We start from the raw sequence: 19,340 nt of genomic DNA, 5'->3' as shown, positions 1-19,340 counted from the left end.
GGCCCGAGTGGCCGGATTGAGCGCGACGGTTTCCCAGGGTTTCGGCATGCTTGCCGCACTTGACTCCCGGAGCGCTCCGATGACCTTGGAAAACACTTCTCCCCCAACCGGCTTCCCCGTGCGCGGCCATGACGCGCCGGACTTGCGTTTCGTCAGCGTGTTTTCTGCTGGCGCTGGCGGCGGTAATCCTGCCCCCGTCGTGTTCAACGCGGATGGCTTGTCATCCGATGAGATGATGGCGATCGCGGCGTGCTACGGCCACGAAAGCGCTTTCGTCTGCAAAGCCAGCGATCCGCGCCACACCGTTCGGCTCCGTTTTTTTGTACCGGCGCACGAGATGGAGATGTGCGGTCATGCCACGCTTGGCGCGATGTGGTTGTTGCGCCAAGCCGGCCGGTGGACGACGTGCCATGCCACTGTCGAGACACTGAGCGGCCTCGTCGACGTGCGATATGACGAGACGTCGCGCCGTATCGATGTCGGCCAGCCGCGTGGCGTTGTCGAGCCCGTCGACGATCTGTCGCTGGTGGGCGCCCTGTGTCAGGTGCTGCGACTCGATCCGGGCGACCTCGATCCCCTGGGCATCGTCAATGCCCGAACGAGTCGCACGAAGACACTCATCCCGGTCCGTTCGATGTCAGTGCTCAACGCGTTGTCGCCCGTCCTGGACGACGTGCGCGCCCTGTGCGACGCACTCGACTCGACCGGACTTTATCCGTTCGCGCTCGAGCGAGCACGGCCACTCGAGCTGCACGCACGGCAGTTTCCGCGTTTGTCCGGTTATCCGGAAGACGCGGCTACCGGTATTGCCGCGGCCGCGACGCTGTACGGTGCGCTTCACTATGGCCTGCTTGCCGAAGGCGAATCGTCGATGCGCGTCTATCAGGGCTTCGCGATGGGGCGTCCGTCGTGTATTCGCGTGGCGTTACGTGATGCCGATCATATCGATGCGGGGTGCTGGATCAGTGGCGCCGTGGAATTCGCCATGCTGGAGCCGACGCGATGAAGACCTTCTGCAACGCACAAGTGGCCAGTGTTCTCGATGTGCCGTCGGTGGTCGATGCCATTCGTACCGCCTATCTCGACATGGCGAGCGATGCTGCAGCGGTGCAGCCGCGTGCGCGCATCGGTCTCGACAACGTCAAGTTCAGCGTAATGAGTGCGATGCTCGGCACGCAGCGCATCGCGGCGAGCAAGCTCTATACGACGATCGAAGGCCGATTTCGCTTCTACATCGCGCTGTTCTCGTTGGACGATGGCGCGTTGATGGCGCTGCTGGAAGGCGATGCGATCACCGGATTCCGCACCTCTGCAACGACGCGGCTCGCGGCTGCCCATCTGGCGCGTCCCGAGAGTCGGTCGCTGGGAATCTTCGGCAGTGGCATTCAGGCGCGGGCGCATGCGTTGGCGTTTGCGAGCCGTCCGAACCTGCGTGAGGTCCGAATTCATAGTCACGACACGTCCAGCGCCCAGGCGCTCGCCGCCGAAATCGAACGGGACCATGGCCTGGCCGCCGAGGTCGTCGACGCCCGCTTGGCTGCCGATTCCGATCTCGTCGTCCTTGCGACGCGTGCGTCGGATCCAGTGATCTGTGGGGAGTGGTTACGGGAAGGGGCATTCGTGGCGAGCATCGGCGCGACGCGCCAGGATCAACGCGAGCTGGACGATGCCTCGTTGCGACGCGCGTCTCGCATTGTCGTCGACTGGACCGGGCAGACGCCGCACGAAACCGGCGACCTGTGGGGGCCGGTGCAGACATGGCTCGCGTCGTCGGCCCTCATCGATCTCTCAACCGTGATTGCCGCTGGCGAGCGCCGTCGTGCCGACGCCACGGACATCGTGATCTACAAAGCCGTCGGCATCGCCTTGCAGGATGCCGCCGTCGCTTATCTCGCCTACACACGCCTCATGGCGTAAGGCACCGTTTCGCCGGCAATGCCGGCGGGCGTCAAGGAGTCCATCATGAAGTTCCCCCTCACGATTCGCATCCTGATCGGGATGCTGCTCGGTATCGCCGTCGGCTACGCCTGTCATACGTGGTTGTCCGCGGACGACGCTGCGCGTGCCGGTGGCTATTTCTCCCTGCTGGCGGAGCTATTCCTTCGCCTCATCAAGATGATCATCGCGCCATTGGTTTTTTCCACGCTGGTAATCGGCGTGACGAAGATCGGGAATGTGCGTGCCGCTGGGCGCATTGGTCTGCGCACACTGACGTGGTTTCTCTCGGCGGGCTTGCTTTCGCTGGTACTGGGTGCCTGTCTGGCGAACTGGCTGAAGCCGGGCGCCGCCCTGGGCCTGCCGTTGCCGGCCGCCAACGTGACAACCGGTTTGCATGCCGGCGGGTTGTCGCTCAATCAATTCGTCGTGCATCTCGTGCCCAGCAGCATCGTGGCGGCGATGTCGGGCAATGAGATTCTGCAGATCGTCGTATTCGCCGCATTCTTCAGTGCCGGCCTGTTGGCGTTGGGCGAGAAGGGGGAGAGCATTGTGCGCTTGCTCGACCAGACGTCTTACGTGATGTTGCGTGTCACGTCTTACGTGATGGCGGCCGCGCCGTTCGCCGTTTTCGGCGCGCTGGCGAATGTCGTCGCGACGCGCGGGCTCTCGATCCTCGCGACCTACGGTCGCTTCATGGGCGAGTTCTATGGCGGATTGCTGCTGCTTTGGCTGATGATCGTCCTGGCGGGCGGTGTCATGTTCGGTCGACGTGTATTCTCGCTGGTGAGTGCTATGCGCGTGCCGATGCTATTGGGGTTCAGTACTGCGAGCAGCGAATCGGCCTATCCGAAGACGCTCGAACAACTTGAGCGGTTCGGTGTGCCGACACGCATCGCGAGTTTCGTGCTGCCGGTCGGTTATTCGTTCAATCTCGATGGCACGATGATGTACTGCACGTTCGCCACGCTGTTTATCGCCCAGGCGTATGGCGTACCCCTCTCGTTCGCCGAACAGTTGTCGATGCTGGCGATTCTGATGCTGACGAGCAAAGGCATGGCGGCGGTGCCGCGTGCTTCGCTGGTGGTGATTGCAACGACGTTGAGCCAGTTCAATATTCCGGAGGCGGGACTGCTGCTGGTGATGGGCGTGGATCACTTCCTTGACATGGGACGCACGGCGACCAATGTGCTGGGCAATGCCGTAGCCTCGGCGGCCGTGGCCAAATGGGAAGGGGTGCTCGCGCCATCGACACAAGACGAAGCGGCGCTTTCACCGCTCGTCGAACGGCACGGCGTACAGGATCCGCGTGAACCGGACGGGTTCGACCTGGCGTTGGAAGGTGAGCCGGGCCGAGCTTAACCCCGCAGGGTAACGGCGCGAACCGGCACGGCTGCCCCATGAGGCAGCCGTGCGTCAGGCTACGGACTCGATCGTGATCTCGGGATGCGTACGGAATTGCGCAAGCTTGTCATCGTCAGCACGCGCTTCGGTGATGAGTGTCCAGCCCCGTTCGAGCGGGGTCCAGTGCTGCTGACTCGCTCGGTCGAGCTTGTTGGCGGTAACCAGCACATACACGTCGGCCGACTGACGAATGATGCACTCCTTGAGCCACGCCTGTTCGGCGGAGGCTTCGCAGAGACCGCGTCCAGCGACAACGCCGTCGGCACCCAGGAATGCCTTGTCGACCGACACGCGCGAGAGTGTCAGTTGCGCCAATGGCCCGAGCACGCTCATGCTCGACGGTCGCACGTCGCCGCCGATCAGCGTCACGGGCACCTTGTTGGCCGCCAGTGCGCCGACGACGAGCAAATTGTTCGTGACGACGTGCACATCTTCCCGTCCGGCAAGAAAGCGAGCCATCGCCTCGGTTGTCGTCCCCCCATCGAGAAAGACGGTGTCGCCGTCGTCGACGTGTGCCACGGCGGCGCGGGCGATGGCATCTTTCTGTTCCCGGAAGCTCTCGCGACGCAGCTCCAGCGATTCCTCGGGTTCGTGCATGCGCACGGGGGCGGCCGCACCACCATAAGTGCGCACGACGCGACGCTCCTGCGCCAGGGCGCGCAGGTCACGGCGCACCGTCGCCTCCGACATGCCGAAATGGGCGCACAAGGCAGCGACATCAGTCATGCCTGACAGGACGGCTTTGAAAATCGCCTCACGGCGGTTCGCAACTTTCATGGATGGGTCGATGCTGAGCAGAACGAGGGGGATGCAAGCGAACGACGTGTTCACCGCGCGGCGCGCATAGTGTAGCTTCCCGCGGGCGGCGCGCGTCCGACACGTCGCGCCGACTGCGCATGATCCATTCACGATCGACATTGCAAAATGACTGATTCGATCATTGTGTGGGTGATTCAGACGCTCCTGCCCCCTTGATGACCGGATTTTACCTAGGGATTCCCCCGTTTTCACAACGTTTGCACATTTTTCTGGCAGAGATTAGACTTCCGTCTGATCAAATCGATCAAAATAATGATTGATTGGTTTATATTCACATTGGTCGGGAGACAACAATGGCTCAAATTCGTATCAAGCGCGCCGTCGAGCGTGTGCCGGGCGGGATGATGATCGTTCCCCTGCTGATCGGTTCCCTGGTTGCCACATTCATGCCGGGGATGCCGAAGTTCTTCGGCTCGTTTACCAGCGCGTTGTTCACGGGCGCGCTGCCGATCCTTGCGGTGTTCTACGTCTGCATGGGCGCGAGCATCGATGTCAAGGCCACGCCGTACCTGATCAAGAAGGGCGGTGCGCTGTTCGCCGCCAAGATCGGCGCGGCGATTGTGGTGGGCATCGTGCTGGGGCACTTCCTGGGCGAGGCGCCGGTGGCGTCGGGCATGTTCGCCGGGATTTCCACGCTGGCCGTGGTGGCAGCGATGAACGACACCAATGGCGGCTTGTACATGGCGTTGATGGGCCAGTACGGCCGCTCGGAAGACGTGGGCGCCTACACGATCATGTCGCTGGAGTCGGGGCCGTTCCTGACGATGGTCACGCTCGGCGTTGCCGGGTTGTCCGCGTTTCCGTGGCCGACGCTGGTGGGCAGCATCCTGCCGCTGGCCGTGGGGATGCTGCTTGGCAACCTCGATCGTGAAATGCGTGATTTCCTGGGGCGCGCCGTGCCGGTGATGATTCCGTTCTTCGCATTGGCGCTGGGCGCGGGGCTCGATCTGCACAAGGTTTGGCAGGCCGGCCTGCTGGGCATCCTGCTTGGCTTCGCGGTCGTTGTGGTGACGGGTATTCCGCTGTATATCGTTGACCGCTTGACGGGCGGGACGGGCGTGGCCGGTACGGCGGCTGCCAACACGGCGGGTAATGCCGCCGCTGTGCCGGCGCTGATCGCTGCCGCCAACCCGGTCTATGAGGCAGCGGCCAAAAGCGCGACGTTGCTGGTGGCGGCCTGTGTGGTGGTGACGGCCATCGTCTCGCCGATCCTGACGGCTGCCGTTGCGAAGCGTGTTGCGGCGCGTGGCCTGGGGGCAGCGGCCAGGGGAGCGGCGCAGTGAGCATTCTCATTGTCGCCGACGACTTGTCCGGCGCGGCCGACTGTGCGATCGGCTTTACCAATGCCGGCCGTCGCAGCGTCGTGTCGCTCGATGTCGAAGGCTTCAATGCGGCCGCGCAAGTGGTGGCGATCGACACCGACACGCGCCGTCTGTCTGCGCAGGAGGCCGCCGCGCGCGCGGTCGCGGCGTGGCAGCGGCTTGCCGCGCCCGGACGACGCCTCTACAAGAAAATCGATTCGACGCTGCGTGGCAACTGGGTCGCGGAAGTTGCGGCGCTGCAACCGCTTGCGGGCCTGGCTATCGTGGCCCCGGCGTTCCCTGCCACGGGCCGCGTCGTGCAGGACGGCGAAGTGTTCGTGCGAGGCGTGCCGTTGGCCGAGACCGACACCTGGCGACTGGAGCATGCGGATCGGGAGGCGCGACTCGCGCCGATGTTGGCGGCGGCAGGACTGAGGACGCAGACCGTATCCTCGGCGTTGCTGCGCAAGGATTTTGCGGCGGCGCATGCGGCGTTGAACGACGTCGTTGCGCACGCGCGCGCCGATGGCGTGTCGGCGCTGATTGTCGATGCCCAGGCAGATGACGATCTCATCATGTTGGCGCGAGCGAGCGTCGGGCTGACGGACATCTTCTGGGTGGGCTCGGGCGGTCTCGCTCGCGCGCTGGCCGAACAATCGGCCTTGTTCGCGCCGAGCGACGATACGCGGGACGTACGAGAAAATGCGCACGTGACGACTGGCGCCGCGACCCCCGGTCCCTTGCTGACGCTGGTTGGCAGCTTGTCCGCCGTGTCGCATCAGCAGTGCGCGCGACTGTGCGCGGAGAATGCGGTGCTCGAGTGGACCGTGCCACCGGCCGTACTGCGCGCCGGTGCGTCGCATCCCGACATCGCGGGCTGGCGCACGTGTATCGGCGGTGCGATCGAGAAGGGCAACGACGTCCTGGTGCGAATCGGGCGCGACGATGCGTTTGACCCGGCGGAGGGCGCCCAATTGTCGGCCGCGTTGGCGGCCCTGATCGCGCCGCACTTCGCGCGTTTGTCGGGACTGGTCGTCACGGGTGGCGAAACAGCGCGCGCGATGTTGAGCGCGGTGGGCATCGGGGCGCTCGAATTGATCGCGGAAATCGAGCCTGGGGTCGCTGTCGGGCGACCCGCCAACGGCATGCCGACGCGCATCGTCACGAAAGCCGGCGCGTTCGGTGGCGAAGCGGCCCTGCATAGTGCTTACCGGTATTTGCGCGCGGCCCCCGAGGCGCGCGATCGCCGTTGAGGCGACGCTGGCCGACAGCAGCACAGTAGAACGGAACCTCCGCCCGGAAGACATTCCGGACGTCCCCCAACGAAATGGATATCAACGCAAACGCCATGAATCACTATCTCCCCGTCATTGGCATCACCATGGGGGACGCGGCTGGCGTCGGCCCGGAAATCATCGTCAAGAGCCTGGCGCACGACAGCGTCTACCAGCAATGCCGCCCGGTCGTGATCGGCGACGCGCGACGTCTCGAACAGGCCGTCGCCCTCGTCAATACACCGCTGAGCGTGCGTCGCATCGAGACCGTCGCGCAAGCGAGCTTTGCGCCAGGGGTGATCGAGTGCATCGATCTGGGCCTGATTCCGGAAGATCTGCCGTTTGGCCAACTGTCCGCGATCGCAGGCGATGCCGCCTACCGGTACATCGCGCACGCGGCGAAGCTGGCCGAAGCCGGGGAAATCGACGCGATCTGCACGGCACCGCTGAACAAGGAAGCGCTGCACGCCGGGGGGCACAAGTTCCCCGGTCACACGGAGATGCTCGCTCACCTGACGGGTATCGACGAAGTGTCGATGATGCTCGTCGCGCCGAACCTGCGCGTGATTCACGTCACGACCCACATCGGCATCATCGATGCGATCCGCAAGATCGAGCCGGGTCTGGTCCAGCGTACGATCGAGCGTGGTCACGCCACGCTGGTCAAGGCGGGCATCGCCAATCCCCGTATTGCCGTGTGCGGCATCAACCCGCACGCGGGGGAAAATGGCCTGTTCGGCTACGGTGAAGAGGAAGAGAAAATCGTGCCGGCCGTGCAAACCCTGCGTGAACGCGGGTGGGACATCGAAGGCCCGTTACCCGCTGACACGCTGTTCTTCAGAGCGGGCCGGGGCGACTTTGATCTCGTGGTCGCGATGTATCACGACCAGGGTCACGGCCCGGTCAAGGTGCTGGGCCTGGAGGCGGGCGTAAACGTGACGGTCGGCTTGCAGGTGGTGCGCACGTCGGTCGATCACGGCACGGCGTTCGACATTGCAGGCAAGGGCATTGCCGACGAACGCAGCCTGCTCGAAGCGCTGCGCCAAGGGGCCGAACTGGCCACGCGCCGCGCCTGAGCGATGCCGATGACGACGTGCCGCGTGCCGTCGTCAGTCGATCACTCCACCCCCATGTGTCCGCGATCATTGATTTCGCGGATGAGCGAGCGCAGCGCGCTGACGATGCGCTCGGTCAACCCCTCCGGCGGACGCCGCTCCGCCCACACGAGTCCCACATCCATTGACGGCACGCCTGTGCTCAAATCCCGTCGCAGGATGCGTCCCCCATCGATCGACCATGGGCGATAGACGAGATCCGAGAGGATCGATACGCCATAACCCTGCGCCACGAGGCTGCGAATCGCCTCGATCGAGCGCGTGCGGAAATGCACAACCGGTTCGACCTGCGCGGCGTGCCAGTAGCGCTCGACCGTCTGCACATGCTCATCCATATCGAGCAGCAAGAAACGCTGCCCGCGCACGTCGTCGAGCGTAACGCTCGGTTTGTCGAGCAGCGGATGCCCGGGGCTGGTCCACAGCCTGCGCGTCGAGCGCAGCAATGTGTGCGAGACGAGTCCGTCGGCCACGACGTTCGATACCAGCAACAAGGCCAGGTCGACCTTGCCCGCCAGTACCGCCGCTTCCAGTTCGCGACGGTCGCCCTCGATCAACGTGAGTTCGACGTTCGGGAATCGCTTGGAGAGTGTGCTGGCCACCGAGGGCAACAGATACGCCGAAATCGTCTCCGTAACGGCGAGCCGCAGGCGGCCACCCGCATCGTCCGGCAGCGTGCGCGCTTCCTGCAGGGCATCGTCGGTGGCGTTCAGGATGCGGTACGCGTGACGCAGAAATCGCTCGCCAGCATCGGTCGGCCGCAGTCCCTTCGCATGCCGGACGAACAGCGGCGTGCCGACGATCACCTCCAGATTTTGCAACGCGATCGTCAGCGACGACTGCGACGCGCTGCACCGCTCGGCCGCTCGCATCACCTGTCCCGTCTCGGCCACGGCCACGAAATACTCGATCTGACGCAGGGTTGGTTTCATTTAAAAAATCAATATTGCAAACTATATTTTTTATATTAGTAATAAAAGTGACGGCTGTATAGCATCGGAACATCGATTCCTATAGAGACGTACGAGACATGGTTCAGGAGGTCAAGCCTGGGTTCTGCACATTGTGCCGGTCCCGCTGCGGCACGCTGACGCGAGTGGAAAACGATGCGGTGATCGCGGTCGAACCGGATCCGTCGCATCCGAATGGCGCCGCCATGTGCCGCAAGGGAAAAGCCGCACCGGAGCTGGTGCATCACCCCGACCGGTTGACCACACCGCTGCGCCGCACGACCCCGAAGGGGGCGGACGACCCCGGTTGGGAGCGCATCTCGTGGGACGACGCGCTCACCGAGATCGCTGCGCGCCTGGGCGACATCCGGCGCGAGAGTGGCGCACATGCCGTGGCGTTTGGCGTGACCACGCCGAGCGGCACGCCGCTGTCCGACAGCATCGACTGGATCGAGCGCTTCATCCGGGTGTTCGGCAGTCCGAACACGGTCTATGCGACGGAAATCTGCAACTGGCACAAGGATTTTGCACACGCGTTCACGTTCGGGTGCGGCATGCCGACCGCCGATTACGCGCAGGCAGACGTCATCATGCTCTGGGGGCACAACCCGACGAGTACGTGGTTGAGTCAGGCCAACGCCATCGGCCGGGGACGGGCACAAGGGGCCAAGTTGCTCGTTGTCGACCCGCGCAAGACACCACTTGCCGCCGATGCCGATGCCTGGCTGCCCGTGCGTCCGGGCACCGATGCGGCACTGGCGCTCGGCCTCGCCCGCCGTCTGATCGACACTGGGCGCTATGACGAGACGTTCGTGCGCCGGTGGACCAACGCGCCGCTGCTCGTGCGCAACGACAACGGCCGCTTCCTGCGCGTGCGCGATCTGGCTGCGGCGGCCACCGACGCGCCGCCCGAGGCGTTCGTTATCTGGAACGAAGTGGCCTCGTCACCGCAACCTTACGATACGACTTACGCGCTGGGCCGCGACGCGGCAAACGATGCCGCCCTGCGCGGCGAGTTTGCGGTGATGACCCGCGCGGGGTCGCGAATTGTCTGCCGGCCGGCGTTCGATCATCTTTGCGCGGGGCTGGCCGCTTACGATGCGGCAACCGTGAGCGCACTCTGCGGCGTTTCCCCAGCGCAGCTCGACACCGCCGCCGATCTCTTCACCGGCGCGCAGCGCGTTGCCTATCACGCGTGGTCGGGGGTAGCGCAGCACGTGAACGCGACGCAAATCGAGCGCGCTATCGCCGTCCTCTATGCCCTGACGGGCAGCTTCGACAGGCGTGGGGGCAATCGTGTGATGACGCGTCAACCGGTGAACGCCGTCAGTCAGCATGACCTGTTGAGTCCCGAGCAGCAGGCGAAGGCGTTGGGCATCGACGAGCGTCCGCTGGGGCCGCCTGCGCTCGGCTGGGTGACGGCGCGCGATACCTACCGCGCGATTCTCGATGGCGCGCCTTACCGCGTGCGGGCACTGTTCTGCTTTGGCACCAACGTGCTCGCGTCGCAGGCGGATTACGCGATGGCGTGCGAGGCGCTCGAAGCGCTCGAGTTTCACGTCCATTGCGATCTGTTCGAGACGCCGTCGGCCCGTTACGCCGATATCGTGCTGCCGGTCAATACGCCGTGGGAGCGTGAAGGCTTGCGCGCGGGGTTCGAGATCGATGATCGCGCCGACGCATTGATTCAACTTCGCCAGCGCATGGTATCGCCGCGCGGCGAATCGCGCAGCGACAACGACATCGTGTTCGATCTCGCCGTGCGCCTGGGCATGGGCGACGCCTTCTTCGGTGGCAGTCTCGACGCCGGCTGGAATCATCAGTTGGCCCCGATCGGGCTCGACGTGCAGACGCTGCGCGCGCACCCCGAGGGCATTTCGCGTCCACAGCCGCAATACGAGCGTAAATACGCTCGCGCCGAGGCCGGCGGCGTATGCGGGTTCGGCACCGAAACCCGCCGCGTCGAGCTGTATTCCGAGCGTCTGCTGCGTCACGGTTATCCGCCGGTACCGGCACACGTGGCGTCGCGCACCTTGACCAACGACGAGACACAGCGCTTTCCGCTGCTGCTCGGGTCGGCCAAGAACGGCTACTACTGCCACAGTCAGCATCGCGGCCTCGCGAGCTTGCGCATGCGCGCGCCCGATCCCGTGGTGCATCTGCATCCGACGCTGGCGGCGCGAAAGCACATCGTCGAAGGCGATTGGGTGCGCGTGACGACGCCGGCCGGGGTCGCGCGCTTTCGCGCGGCGTTCGATACGGGGATGGGCGCCGATGTGCTGCTCGCCGAGTACGGTTGGTGGCAGGCTTGCGAGAGCGTGGGCCGTCATGGTTTCGCGACGGCGGGCGAGGCGTCGAGCAACTTCAACGCACTGGTGACTGCGCAGGACATCGATCCGATCAGCGGATCGTCGCCGTTACGCTCGTTTCGATGCGACATTGCGCGCGATCCGGCAAGCGATCCGGTCCGCCGCCCGTGGGCCGGCATGGCGCGCTTTCGCATTGCCGCACTCGAGGCCGCGGCCGACGGGGTGTGTGCCATCGCGCTCGATCCGCTCGACGAGGTGGGGTTGCCCGACTATTTGCCCGGGCAGCACGTCACCGTTCGCGCATCGATTCCCGGGCAAGCCCAGCCCGTGACACGCGCTTACTCGCTCACCGGGCCGTCCAGCGAGCGCGCGCGTCGCGGCTATCGCATTGCGGTGCGTCATCAGCAGGGGCGCACCCCGGAGGGCGCGCCGTGTGACGGTGTGGTCTCGAGCTGGCTGAACACTGCTGCGCGCGTGGGCGACGTGATCGAACTCGGCGCACCGTCGGGGCGCTTCGTCATGCCGCTGCAGAGCCGCCAGCCGGTGGTGTGCTTCGCCGGCGGCATTGGGATCACGCCGTTTCTCTGCCACCTGGAATCGCTGGCAGAGACGGCGGACGGCACGCGCATGCCGCTGCCCGACGTCTGGCTGCATTACGCGAACCGCAATGGCGCCACGCACGCCTTTCGGGACCGTCTGGCGGCGCTCGCGCAGCGCCTGCCCAACGTGCGGGTGATCAACTACTACGACGCGCCGCGCGACGCTGACATTCTCGGGCGCGACTATGTGTCGGCGGCGCGGCTGTCTGACGGCGTCGTGTCCGACGACCTGATCGAGCGCCGCGCGCGCTTCTACCTCTGCGGTCCGGCACCCATGATGGCTGCCGTGATGGCGGGGCTGACGGCGCGCGGCGTGCCCGCGTTCGACATGTTCAAGGAGGCATTTCGCTCGCCGAGCGCGCCCCGCGTCGATGCCGCGGCCGCGTGGCCGGTCACGTTTGCCCGCTCGGGCCGCGAGGCGGTATGGACGCCCTCGCACGGCAGTCTGTTGTCGTTCGCCGAATCGCTGGGCCTGGCAATGCCGAGCGGTTGCCGTGTCGGGCAATGCGAAAGTTGCGCGGTGCGCGTATTGGCTGGCGAGGTCGAGCATCTGGGTGAGGTGGCGCTCGACGAGCCCGGCATGTGTCTGGCCTGTCAGGCGGTGCCACGCGAAGCCATCGTGATCGACGCCTGACGTCTCAATCCCACATCGACGAGGACCTGTACCCATGAAATTCATCGACGCTGACGCCACTCGCGAGGCATTGGCTTTTGGCCCGTTGCTCGACGCGCTGCGCAGTCTGTTCGTGAGTGGATGCGACGTGCCGCTGCGCCACACGCACGTCATCCCTGAACCGGACTCGGACAACGCCATGACCGTGCTCGTCATGCCGGCGTGGCAGCCGGGCGGTTACCTTGGCATCAAGACCGTCAACATCGCCCCGGCCAATGCGCGGCGCGGCGTGCCGGGGCTGCATTCGACCTATCTGCTCTACGACGCCGCGACGGGCGTGCCGCTCGCGCAGATGGACGGCAACGAGATCACGTCGCGACGCACGGCCGCGGCCTCGGCGCTCGCCGCATCGTATCTGGCGCGCGACGACGCGTCGCACCTCGCGCTGCTCGGCGCGGGCCGCGTGGGCTCGCTGGTGCCGCTGGCGTATCGCGCGGTGCGCCCGATCACGCGCGTGAGTGTGTGGGATCGCGACGCGCAGGCGGCCGGGCGTCTGGTCGATCGACTGCACGCACAGGGTCTCGACGCGGTCGTGTACGACACCGCCAGGGCGGCCGTCGAGGGCGCGGATGTCATCACGTGCGCAACGCTGGCGACTGAGCCTGTGGTGCAAGGCGACTGGCTGGCGCCGGGCGTTCATCTGGATTTGATCGGCAGCTTCACGCCGCAGATGCGCGAGGCCGACGATACCTGCTTTGCGGGCGCGTCGTTGTACGTCGACACCGACGAAGCGCTGGCGAAATCCGGGGAGCTGCTTGGCCCGATGTCGCGAGGCGTGTTCAGCGCGCGGGACGTGCGCGGCACACTGGCCGACCTGTGTCGCGCAGGACATGGCGGCCGCCGCGGCGATGGCGAGCGCACGGTATTTAAGGCCGTGGGGACGGCGCTGGAGGATCTTGCGGCGGCCACGCTGGTCTGGCGGGCGACGCAGCACGGCTGACGCGACACCGGGGGCAACGGGCGGTGGAAGACGGTGGTGGCGCAGTGTCGCCATCGCAGGGCAGGGCACGGGGCGAGCATCGCGTGGTGCAGCGGTGCCGATCACTACACACCTATGGGAACACAGGAAATGAAACCGGGAACTTCACTCTCGAGCATGTCGGAGGCGCCGCAAGACGGCGGTCTTCTGGAACGTCTGGCGGCCGCGGTCACGCGTTGGTCCGAACGCTGGTTTCCAGACGCCTATCTTTTCGCGGCACTCGCCGTCATCGTGTGCGCGGGGGGAGCGCTGGCCATCGGCGTGCCGGCCGTCAAAGTGGGGGTGGCGTTCGGCGATGGCTTCTGGAGCCTGATTCCGTTCACGATGCAGATGGCCATCGTGGCCATTTCGGGATATGTGGTGGCGGTCTCGCCGCCCGCCGCAATGCTCATCGGAAAGATGGCAACCCTGCCGCGCAGCGGTCGCAGCGCGGTGGCCTATGTGGCGTTCGTGAGCATTGTGCTTTCGCTGTTCAACTGGGCCATCAGCCTGGTGTTCGCGGGCTTGCTGGTGCGGGCGATTGCGCGCCGCGACGACATTCGGATGGACTACCGTGCCGGGGGCGCGGCGGCCTATCTGGGCATGGGGGCGACGTGGGCGCTGGGTCTGAGTTCATCGGCCGCGCAGTTGCAGGCCAATCCGGCGAGCTTGCCAAAGGCGCTGGTGGAGATCACGGGCGTCATTCCGTTTTCCGAAACGATCTTCCTGCCGCAATCGATGGCGATTGCCGCCGTGCTGACGGTGGTGTCGGTGGTGCTGGCGTACTACTCGGCGCCGCGCGACGACCGCGCGATAGTGGCCGCCGACCTTGCCGTGTCGCTCGACGATACGGCGAAGCCCTACGTGCGTGCGCAACGTCCCGGGGATTGGCTCGAATACAGCCCATTCGTGACGGTGCTGATCGTGGCGTTGGGCGTGCTCTGGATCGGCCATGAGTTCACGACGAAGGATCCGTTGCTGGCGATCTCGAATCTGAACACATACAACTTCGTGTTCCTGATGCTGGGCATGCTGCTGAACTGGCGTCCGCGCCGCTTCCTCGATGCGATCGCGAAGTCGGTACCGTCGGTGGCGGGCGTGCTGATCCAGTTCCCGTTGTACGGTGGCATCGCCTACCTGCTCACCAAGGCGCCGGGTATCGATGGCGCGACGCTCTCCCACCATCTGTCGAGCTTCTTCGTGACGATCTCGTCGCAGACGTCGTTCCCTGGCGTGATGGGCCTGTATTCGGCGGTGCTGGGCTTCTTCGTGCCGTCGGGCGGCGGCAAGTGGATCATCGAGGCCCCGTACGTGATGCAGGCGGCCAATGACCTGCATGTGCACCTGGGATGGGCGGTGACGGTGTACAACGCGGCCGAAGCGCTGCCGAACCTGATCAATCCGTTCTGGATGCTTCCGCTGCTGGGGGTGCTCGGTCTGCGCGCACGTGACGTCGTCGGGTACACGTTTACGCAATTGCTGGTGCACTTCCCCGTGGTGATCCTCATGCTGTGGCTGCTTGCCCAGACGCTGACCTATCATCCGCCTGTCATGCCGTGAGGCGCCGCTTCGTTTCCCGAACTTCGGAAGACGAAGCGGATTGAGAATGACGCTACACTGTGCCCCGAAAAAGTGATCCATGTCGCACTTCACGGGGAAACGAAACATGTCAGCCAGAACGTTGTTGATCGCCTGCCTGGCCACCATCGGAATATCGATGGCCGGTGGCGCGGCCGCTCAGTCGTACTTGGGCAGCGGCGATCTGAACAGCATCCGCCAATCGAGTCAGGCCGGGCCGGGTCGTCAGCCTGGCGTGGAACTTACGCCGACTGCGCCTCGGCAGGACAGTGCCGGCGGCGTCGGCGCGCAGTTCAAGCACGGCATGGCGCAGGGCGAGCGGCAGGCGCAACGCCAGCGTGAGTCGTCCGCGATGAACGATATGCAGATGAAGTCCTTGACGGATCCGCAACGGGCGCCACAAGGTCGTTATCCGGGCGCATCCACGAACGCGCAGGGTGCGATCTACTTCGGCGAGCAAGGTCCCACCGCCTGCAAGCGAGACCCGGTGTCGGGACAGGTGCAGTGCGGGGCGGCGACATCGCGATAAGCGCAGTTCTGCCGCTGGCGATTAGCGCAACGTCGCATCGGCGGCGCGGCACACCGACAGCACGTGTTGCCGCAGCCAGCGATGAACGGGGTCCGCCTCCATGCGGGGATGCCACATCAACGATACGGCGATCTGTTCGGTCGCCACGGGCAGATCGAACACGTGGAACGACGCGGATGCGGTCGAGGCACGCCGTGCCGCGCGTTGTGTCATGAGCGACGCCGGCACCAGCGCAATCAGATCGGACGCCTGCGCCACGGATAACGCTGCCGGAAAGCTGGGCACCACCGCGACGATGTCGCGGCGCAGGCCCAACGCGTCAAGCGCGGCGTCGATCGGCCCTTCGCCGGTGCCGTGCCGTGACGCCACGACGTGCCCGAACGCGACGTATCGCTCGGCGTCCGGCGCGCCGTGGGCTTCGAGTGGATGGCCCGAACGTACCGCCCCCACGAAGCGATCGCGGAACAACGTCTGCACGCGAATCTCCGGACCCATGTTGCTGGCCTCTCCAACGTCTCCCAGCACGCCGATCTCCAGATCGACCTGAGCGTTGCGCAACGGCGCGGCCGTCTTTTCCGTCTTGGGCAGGAAACGCAGGCTTGCGAACGGGGCCACCTGGGTGAGCGCGGCAATCAACGACGCGCCGAAGGCCTCCACGAAGCCATCGTTGGCGCGAAGTGTGAACGTGCGGCGCAACGTAGCGAAGTCCGGTGAGGCGGTGGCGGGCGTGAGCAGAGTGCGGGCCTCGTCGAGCGCGTCCTGGCTGCGTGCACGCAGTTGCTCGGCGTGCGGCGTGAGCACCATGCGGCGACCGGCGCGAACCAGCAGCGGATCGCCCGTGGTGTCGCGCAGGCGACTCAGCGTCCGGCTCATCGCCGACGCGCTCAGGCCCAACCGGCGTGCAGCACGCGCCACGCTGACTTCGGCGAGCAGGGCGTCCAGCGCAATGAGCAGGTTCAGATCGGGGGCAGTCATGGGGGGCGACCGAGTGAGATATGGCGTTACGTGCATGTTATCAGTGCATCGCGTGCGTCTTCCGCCACGTCTTGCATCGCCCTATAGTCCTTCACGGATCGCGTCCCACCGCCTCCCGGCATTCCGCCGGCGACGGGCGAGCGGCGTTTGACACGAGGCATGACGCATGCAGAACACCACAATTTCCCAGGCTTCGCCGCAAAAGACCCTCCTGCTGATCGGCGCGTCGCGCGGTCTGGGCTTCGCAATGGCCCAGGCGTATCTCGGGCGCGGCTGGCATGTCATCGCCACGGCTCGGCAAGGATCGTCGAGCGCGCTCGACGCGCTGGGCGCGACCGCTGACGGTGCGCTGGAGGTCGAAACGGTCGATATCACGATACCGACGGAAGTCGCCGCACTGCGAGCGCGATTGGGGGGGCGCCGCGTTGATTTGCTCTTTGTGAACGCCGGGGTAAAGAACGACGACCGTGAGACGATTGCCGACGTGTCGACCGAGGAATTCGTGCGCGTCATGGTCACGAACGCGCTCAGTCCGATGCGCGTGATCGAGACGTTCGAGCCGCTCGTACCCCCCGGCGGCACGCTGGGTGTGATGTCGTCCGGGCAGGGCAGCGTCACGAACAACACGAACGGCAACTATGAGGTCTACCGGGCCAGCAAGGCGGCGCTCAATATGTTGATGCGCAGCTTCGCGGCGCGCCATGGCGACGACGCGCGCACGTTGCTGCTGACAGCCCCCGGTTGGGTCCGCACGGACATGGGCGGGGTAGATGCGCGTCTGAGTATCGACGAGAGCATCCCCCACCTGATCGATACCATTGCGGCGCACGAGGGGCGCGCCGGATTGCACTACGTCGACTATCTCGGACGAACGGTGCCATGGTGATCTCAGACGCCGGTGGGACGCTGCCGCCGCGGCCAGTCGAGTGGGGAGCCTGGCGGCGGACGTCGCAGGCGGGCGCCTCGGGACGCCACTTCGGCTAAGATGCAACCATCGACGTCGTGGCCGATGCGATATCTCCGAGAGCGGGGCCGACTGAGCCCGCCATCCCGACAATCCGGCAATGAAGCCATTTGGCAATGGTTGGCGACACCTGTTCGCGCGCGTGACCCTGGGCGCGGCAGGCTTGTCCGCCGCAGTGGCGCTGGCGCAGCCGCCGCAATACAAGAACGATGCCGAGTTGATGGGCGCGGCGATGGCGTCGCCCGAAGGTGTCGGCGAGGTGCTGGAGCGGCTCGTGCAGAAATGCGGGCTCTACGGCGCCGCGACCCGAGCGCACGGGAATGCGGCATTGCGCGCGTGGCAGACGCGGCATCGCGACTATCTCGCCGAGGGTCGACGCGTGCGTGCCGAATTGCAGTCCGCCTATACCGAACCCGACGCCCGCGCGCGCTTCGAGGACTTGCTGCGCAACCAATTGCCGATGCTTGTCGAGCGCCAGTTCGTCGTCTATTCCCGCAGCATCGACGATCAGCCGACCGAGAGCGCGAAGGCAGATCTGTGCGACGGCTATTTCTTGGCGGTCGACGAACGTCAGTTCGATCTCAAGGTGAACGACCCGGCGCTCGCCGCTTTCTTCGACCGGCGTATTGCGGCACGTGCTGCCTCCGTGAGCGGGCACGATGCCGGTGGTGTTAGCCCGCCGAACGCGGCGCAGGATGATGGAGCCAGCGCGCCATCCGCACCCGCAGCGCCGGCCAAGTGATCGCGGCTACGCGGCCGTCGCCGTGTCGCCATCTTTTGGCCGCTCCCCCGTCAGCAGGTAACGCATGAGATCGGCCACGGGGCGAATCTGCTCACCGAAGGGCAACGGGTCGCGCCCTCGGAAGAAGAGTCCGCGCGCCACATCGCCACGCACGGCCTGGGCGAGTTTCAGATCGATGCAGAACTGCCCGATGCGCGCCACGCCGTCGCGCAGCCCGCAGGCTTGCAGGCAATCGAATCCCTCCAGACATTGCCGCACCTTCGCCTTCGCCCGCAGGGCGGTCTCACGCGAGAGGTATTTCCTCAGCCATGGGGTCAGCACCGCGCGTGCAGGTAGCCCCGCCACGCTGGTGAACTCGGCAATGTCTTCCGGTCGTGCGCTCGCCAGCACAGCCTTGAACGCCGGGTGCGCATCCGATTCTTCGGTCACGGCAAACGCCGTGCCCAACTGCACGCCCGCGGCGCCTTGTTCAAGCCAATGCCGAACCTGCTCGTGACGGTGGATTCCGCCGGCCACGATCAGCGGCACGCGGGTCCACTCGATGCCGAGCGTCGCGTAGATCTCGCGGCACTCCGCGAGCACGCGATCGAACGAGAAGCGCGCGTCGCCGAGATCCTCGATGCGCGACGCGCCGAGATGCCCGCCCGCATGTGCCGGATGTTCGATGACGATCGCGTCCGGCAGGCGACCCTTTTTCATCCACTTGCGCAGCACGAGACTCACCCCGCGCGAGTCCGACAGAATCGGGATGAGCGCCACGCCAGGATGCGACGCCGTGAGTTCCGGCAGGTCGAGCGGCAGTCCGGCACCCATGACGATGGCGTCGGCGCCGCTCTCGCACGCCTGCCGTACCAGTGACGCATGCGCGCTCACCGCCTTCATGACGTTGACCGCCACGAGGCCGTTGCCGTCGGCAATCGCCTTGGCGGCGCGGATCTCGCGGTCCAGCGCGACCAGGTTGGCCGCCTCGATGGTCGCTTTCTTGCCCGCTGGCGAGCGGACACCGTCGACTTCGGCGAGCAGGTCGGGGTGATGGTGGCGCAGATCGATGCTCGCGATCGTCCCCATGCCATTGTGCCGCGCTACTGTCCCAGCCAGCCGGTGGGCAGAGATGCCGATACCCATGCCGCCCTGGACCACCGGCACCAGCCGGTGGCCGGCCAGCGTCAACCATTGCTCGTTCATGTCAGTTCCGTTCGTCGAGGTTTCGCGGGCGAG

At 65.6% G+C, this 19,340-nt stretch carries 16 protein-coding genes; 12 read left to right on the top strand and 4 right to left on the bottom strand.

Annotated elements, in window-relative coordinates; all coding sequences use genetic code 11:
• The first annotated feature begins 79 nt into the window (after window positions 1-79).
• From PTE31013_RS20990 to PTE31013_RS20980, 3 genes are read left to right on the top strand one after another with little or no spacing between them, the layout of a single operon-like run.
• The gene (locus PTE31013_RS20990) at window positions 80-1,006 is read left to right on the top strand and encodes a PhzF family phenazine biosynthesis protein (RefSeq protein WP_150614578.1); all 927 of its coding nucleotides are present in this window, start codon (window positions 80-82) and stop codon (window positions 1,004-1,006) included.
• A complete protein-coding gene (locus tag PTE31013_RS20985) occupies window positions 1,003-1,917 on the top strand; it encodes an ornithine cyclodeaminase family protein (RefSeq protein ID WP_150614577.1) in 915 nt (304 codons plus the stop codon). The genes PTE31013_RS20990 and PTE31013_RS20985 overlap by 4 nt, the downstream gene beginning before the upstream one ends.
• A 45-nt stretch (window positions 1,918-1,962) precedes the next feature.
• Window positions 1,963-3,297: a dicarboxylate/amino acid:cation symporter gene (locus PTE31013_RS20980; RefSeq protein WP_150614576.1), complete on the top strand. Its 1,335-nt coding sequence runs from the start codon at window positions 1,963-1,965 to the stop codon at window positions 3,295-3,297.
• 54 nt (window positions 3,298-3,351) lie between these two features.
• Here the strand turns inward: PTE31013_RS20980 and PTE31013_RS20975 are convergent, their stop codons facing one another.
• The gene (locus PTE31013_RS20975; protein WP_150614575.1) at window positions 3,352-4,116 is read right to left on the bottom strand and encodes a DeoR/GlpR family DNA-binding transcription regulator; all 765 of its coding nucleotides are present in this window, start codon (window positions 4,114-4,116) and stop codon (window positions 3,352-3,354) included.
• A 335-nt stretch (window positions 4,117-4,451) separates the two neighbouring features.
• On the opposite strand from PTE31013_RS20975, the gene PTE31013_RS20970 reads away from it, so the two are divergent.
• The 3 genes from PTE31013_RS20970 to pdxA all read left to right on the top strand — a co-directional run bounded on the left by PTE31013_RS20970 (window position 4,452) and on the right by pdxA (window position 7,809).
• Complete coding sequence (locus PTE31013_RS20970) at window positions 4,452-5,441, top strand: 2-keto-3-deoxygluconate permease (RefSeq protein WP_150614574.1); 990 nt, start codon at window positions 4,452-4,454, stop codon at window positions 5,439-5,441.
• A complete protein-coding gene (locus tag PTE31013_RS20965; RefSeq protein WP_150614573.1) occupies window positions 5,438-6,712 on the top strand; it encodes a four-carbon acid sugar kinase family protein in 1,275 nt (424 codons plus the stop codon). Before PTE31013_RS20970 ends, PTE31013_RS20965 begins: the two co-directional genes overlap by 4 nt.
• A gap of 95 nt (window positions 6,713-6,807) precedes the next feature.
• The gene (gene pdxA / locus PTE31013_RS20960) at window positions 6,808-7,809 is read left to right on the top strand and encodes a 4-hydroxythreonine-4-phosphate dehydrogenase PdxA (protein WP_150614572.1); all 1,002 of its coding nucleotides are present in this window, start codon (window positions 6,808-6,810) and stop codon (window positions 7,807-7,809) included.
• 41 nt (window positions 7,810-7,850) lie between these two features.
• Here the strand turns inward: pdxA and PTE31013_RS20955 are convergent, their stop codons facing one another.
• A complete protein-coding gene (locus PTE31013_RS20955) occupies window positions 7,851-8,777 on the bottom strand; it encodes a LysR family transcriptional regulator (RefSeq protein ID WP_150614571.1) in 927 nt (308 codons plus the stop codon).
• 98 nt (window positions 8,778-8,875) lie between these two features.
• Between PTE31013_RS20955 and PTE31013_RS20950 the strand changes: the two genes are divergently transcribed.
• The 4 genes from PTE31013_RS20950 (at window position 8,876) to PTE31013_RS20935 (ending at window position 15,441) form a co-directional block, all read left to right on the top strand.
• Window positions 8,876-12,337, top strand: coding sequence for a molybdopterin-dependent oxidoreductase (locus PTE31013_RS20950; RefSeq protein ID WP_150614570.1), 3,462 nt, complete (start codon window positions 8,876-8,878; stop codon window positions 12,335-12,337).
• Window positions 12,338-12,371: 34 nt separating this feature from the next.
• Window positions 12,372-13,316, top strand: coding sequence for a bifunctional Delta(1)-pyrroline-2-carboxylate/Delta(1)-piperideine-2-carboxylate reductase (gene lhpI, locus PTE31013_RS20945; protein WP_150614569.1), 945 nt, complete (start codon window positions 12,372-12,374; stop codon window positions 13,314-13,316).
• A 129-nt stretch (window positions 13,317-13,445) separates the two neighbouring features.
• Window positions 13,446-14,894 (top strand): short-chain fatty acid transporter, encoded by a 1,449-nt coding sequence (locus tag PTE31013_RS20940; protein ID WP_246174782.1) that lies wholly within the window; start codon window positions 13,446-13,448, stop codon window positions 14,892-14,894.
• 106 nt (window positions 14,895-15,000) lie between these two features.
• Window positions 15,001-15,441, top strand: a complete 441-nt coding sequence (locus PTE31013_RS20935; protein ID WP_150614568.1) for a hypothetical protein — start codon at window positions 15,001-15,003, stop codon at window positions 15,439-15,441.
• 21 nt (window positions 15,442-15,462) lie between these two features.
• On the opposite strand, the gene PTE31013_RS20930 is transcribed toward PTE31013_RS20935, so the two are convergent.
• Window positions 15,463-16,416 (bottom strand): LysR family transcriptional regulator, encoded by a 954-nt coding sequence (locus PTE31013_RS20930; protein WP_150614567.1) that lies wholly within the window; start codon window positions 16,414-16,416, stop codon window positions 15,463-15,465.
• A gap of 166 nt (window positions 16,417-16,582) precedes the next feature.
• Between PTE31013_RS20930 and PTE31013_RS20925 the strand changes: the two genes are divergently transcribed.
• Window positions 16,583-17,302 carry an SDR family oxidoreductase gene (locus tag PTE31013_RS20925; RefSeq protein ID WP_150614566.1) on the top strand — a complete coding sequence of 240 codons (720 nt, stop codon included), beginning with the start codon at window positions 16,583-16,585 and terminating at the stop codon, window positions 17,300-17,302.
• Window positions 17,303-17,480: 178 nt separating this feature from the next.
• Entirely contained in the window at window positions 17,481-18,122 is a 642-nt protein-coding gene (locus tag PTE31013_RS20920) for a hypothetical protein (protein ID WP_150614565.1), read from the top strand.
• 6 nt (window positions 18,123-18,128) lie between these two features.
• On the opposite strand, the gene PTE31013_RS20915 is transcribed toward PTE31013_RS20920, so the two are convergent.
• Entirely contained in the window at window positions 18,129-19,307 is a 1,179-nt protein-coding gene (locus PTE31013_RS20915; RefSeq protein ID WP_150614564.1) for an NAD(P)H-dependent flavin oxidoreductase, read from the bottom strand.
• Between the last annotated feature and the right edge of the window lie 33 nt (window positions 19,308-19,340).

Source organism: Pandoraea terrigena (genome assembly GCF_902459705.1).
Lineage (GTDB): Bacteria > Pseudomonadota > Gammaproteobacteria > Burkholderiales > Burkholderiaceae > Pandoraea > Pandoraea terrigena.
The sequence above is the reverse complement of the archived record's forward strand: the minus strand, read 5'-3'. Positions and strand labels throughout refer to the sequence as shown.